This window comes from Psychromonas sp., assembly GCF_041586535.1.
In the GTDB taxonomy this organism is placed as follows: Bacteria; Pseudomonadota; Gammaproteobacteria; order Enterobacterales; family Psychromonadaceae; genus Psychromonas.
Genome location: NZ_JBFGZY010000218.1, coordinates 1 through 3456 on the forward strand (window position 1 = coordinate 1; position 3456 = coordinate 3456).

General features: G+C 42.2%; 3 protein-coding genes. All 3 read left to right on the forward strand.

From position 1 onward, the window contains the following. Positions 1–666 precede the first annotated feature (666 nt). Positions 667–1227: a hypothetical protein gene (locus ABZA00_RS16670; RefSeq protein WP_372883277.1), complete on the forward strand. Its 561-nt coding sequence runs from the start codon at positions 667–669 to the stop codon at positions 1225–1227. A 452-nt stretch (positions 1228–1679) separates the two neighbouring features. Then, positions 1680–2717 (forward strand): ABC transporter substrate-binding protein, encoded by a 1038-nt coding sequence (locus tag ABZA00_RS16675; protein ID WP_372883278.1) that lies wholly within the window; start codon positions 1680–1682, stop codon positions 2715–2717. Further along, on the forward strand, positions 2714–3456 hold a 743-nt coding region (locus ABZA00_RS16680; protein ID WP_372883279.1), incomplete at its 3' end, for a cache domain-containing protein. The genes ABZA00_RS16675 and ABZA00_RS16680, both read left to right, overlap by 4 nt.

Below are 3456 nucleotides of genomic sequence, written 5' to 3' on the forward strand. Positions count from 1 at the left end.
ATGAAAGCAAGGTATTGATTACAGTAACTAGTTGTTCTAATTACACAAAATCGTATGGAACGATTTTGAACAGCTTTAGCTGGCCACAAAGTGGTGAAGAACAGGACGTTCTGAATCAAATCAATAACAAAGACTAAAACGCAGTTTTATGTCTAGCTAGCATTCATTTTAGCAAGTATAAATGAGCAGATAGTTATCGGATTTGGTATTATAGACAGGTATCCACTACCCCCTAATTTCTTACCCGCTTAAGCTTTCAATCAATCCCTGCCTAAGACCTATTACCTTCCCCTGAAGTGTACCTATTGGGAAAATGTACCCTGCTATTGAGTAAATAATCATGCGGATTGCTATGATATATACCCATGCTACTTCAAAATGCTTTGTCAGGCACGAGCTTGGAAATCAGAGCAAGGCGCAACATGAGGTAATGGTTACTCCCTTTTCGATTGGTGCAACGCAGAACTGGTTTTCGAGCTCGCGCCCCGTAGGGCAAGGGAAATTGCACCAATCTGCTTTGTTATAAAATCTCTCTGTAGAATAACTAGACTTCAATTTTATGTCTAGCATCTCGGCACAATTGACCTTGCTGACTTTGCATCTTGAAGTATCATGGGTATAGAAAGTTGCTGAGTTTATTGTTGCTGTTTTTCCCGAGGAGGAGTGATGGATATTGATATCAGTAATATTGCCGAGGAAAATCACCGCTACGCCATCCACCTGGCTACCTGTCAAAATGTTATTAGCTACGAAAAGCGCAGATATAAAATCACCAATATTCTGGCACACAGTTCTTTTGAAGCGGTTGATTTCTGGCGCAATATCTCTCTTGCCGCAGAGGTGTTGCTGAAAGCGTGTCTGTTAAAACATAATATCCCCTTTTTAAAAAAAAGAGCCCATGGTGAATACGGTGAAAAAGTCACTGTAAAAAGCAATGCCGGGCTGGATGAGATACTCAGAATCTTAGAGATAAATTACGTGGCACAGATTAATACAGGATCAGTCAGTACTGCGTTAAAAACTGCTGAAAATAAACTTTTTGAAAAAATATCCCTTGATCCGCAAAAGGCGAAACTAATATCTGAAATGTTCTACGTTATTATCCGTACCCGCCGTAACCGCAACAGCCACTTTTTCTTTCCTAATCAGAGCCGGATAGATATTGCCGAAGTCGAAATGCTGTTTCTGCCGCTTTTAAATCTGCTTGAGGAGGTATATGAGTTATAAAGTGTCATAATTGTTGGTGACAAATTAATCACCCTAATATCATGTTGATTTAAATGCATTATGCCTTTTTAAGGTCATCACTCTGGCTATGCTAAGTTACCTTTTCTGTGAAGGATTTTACCAGATCGTAGTGCTGAGATATTCACCACACAGCGTGGATCAACAACCTTGAAAGCAATGCAGCTATGGTGATAACTTGATTTTCTTAATTATTTAGAATAGCGTTAGCCTTTATTTATCTGTTAATATCCTTACTTGTGGAATAGCTTACTAGCACCGCTTTCTGGTAAACTACTTACTGCAAACTATCCTTCGAGAAATACTTGCCGACCGATGAACTAGATATCAAAAACATTTGTGTTTTATCAATAAAGAATAAGAAAAATAGATGACAAAAGCGCAGTCGCGGGCATGTTACGCCCAGGGGCTCAAAAAGAAAGGAAGTATGCAAGGTGTTTAAAAAGTTAGTTATTGCCACCAGTCTATTATTACTGTTGTTAATCGGCAGTTTTATCTACCCGCAGCCTGCAGCAAAGATAGAAAATACGCAGCAGACCAGCAGTCTGCGGATCAAAGTTGCGCGTTATTATTGGCCGGGAGAACACTGGATAGAGATAGCCGATAAGAAAGGCTGGTTTAAAGAGGCCGGCCTGAATGTAGAGCTTGTTGATACCAATTCGGACTACTACGGCTCACTGCAGGATATGGTTGATGGAAAAATAGACGTCAATAACTTTACCCTATTCGACATTATGCACTTTAACGCTTCAGGTGCGGATCTGGTTCTGGCCATCAATAGTGACAACTCATTCGGCATTGAAGCCATAGTAGCAAGCCAGTCTATTGCCACAATAAAGGAGTTAAAAGGAAAAACTATTGGGGTTGATCGAGGCAGCTATCTGGAATATATATTGGATATAGTCTTAAAACGTCATGGATTAGTGCCCGGTGATGTTAATAAAGTACAGCTCACCGCTGAAAACGCGGTAGCAGAGTTCGGCAAAGGTGAATTGGATGCGATTATCACCTGGGAGCCTTTTGCATCTGAGGCTATGCAGGTTCGGCATGGCCATAAGCTCTTTGATACCTCGGAAATTCCCGGTATATCGCCTAATGGGCAGGTGTTCCATCGCAGTTTTATTGAGCAGAGGCCGGAAGATGTCCAGGCTTATGTTTCTGTATGGTATAAAACCATACAGTTTATTCAGGATAAGCCTAAACAGGCTTACGCTATTATCGCTGATATCTACAATACCACTGAAGAAGAGGTAGAAGCTTATCAACAGTTAGAACTGCTGCTGGATCTTCGCGATAATACCACCTCTTTTTCATATGGTACGGGGTTTGAATCGCTGCACGGTGCCGCACGATATATAAATAACTTTCTGATTGATAATGGCACCATCAGCAGACCAATGGACAGTACTGAGTTTATCGATCCGACCTTCATTCGCACCCTCAAGCACAGATTGCAGCAGGAAGCTTTATGAAATTTGCCGCAAAAATCACATTATCGGTAGTAGTCGTATCCTTTGTTGTCGTTCCTTTACTGGTTTTAAGCACTTTTAATTCCAGCAAAATGGTGCTGCAGAAAAGTATAACTAAAAATTACCTGGAAATTGCTCAGCAGAAAATGAAGTCCATTGACCATGCCCTCTATATCGCCTATCGGGATATTCAGATGCTTGGTGAAGATGATTTTTTGCAGGAACTGCTTGAACCCCGCGAAGACGGGGTAAAGCAGAGCTTGTCTCTGCTGCACAGCAAGTTGGAGAAACGGGCCTTATTTAGCGGGCCCTGGGATAGCCTGACAGTCATTGATAACAACGGCTCAATCCTTATTTCGACAGATAAAGATCGTATCGGCAAAGCAGTTGAAACATATCCACTAAGCAGCGTTGCCTATTATCAGGCCATGATAGGTAAAACTTTTTATTCCGATCTGGTATTGCCCAGTAGAGCAAGCAGACCTACCGTGATGTTTGCAGCCCCAATCAGAAGTGGTCAGGGAAGCAGCACGATTAACGGTGTCGTACTCGGTCATTTTGCCTGGCCTGTGGTGCTTCAGGAGCTCGCTGGCATTCCCCCGCCGGCAGTAGTCCATCTGATTAACAATCAAGCGCAGGTTATTGCAGGCCAGAGTGGATTGGCAGATAACAGTTTAAAACTTAATACTGCGGAGCTCGATCTTACAAGGCGTTCTATGGCAAGTGGTGTTGGAGGCAGTGC

Excerpts from the sequence above, each read along its gene's own strand:
- ABZA00_RS16670 (WP_372883277.1), top strand. The coding sequence starts at position 667 with ATGGATATTGATATCAGTAATATTGCCGAGGAAAATCACCGCTACGCC.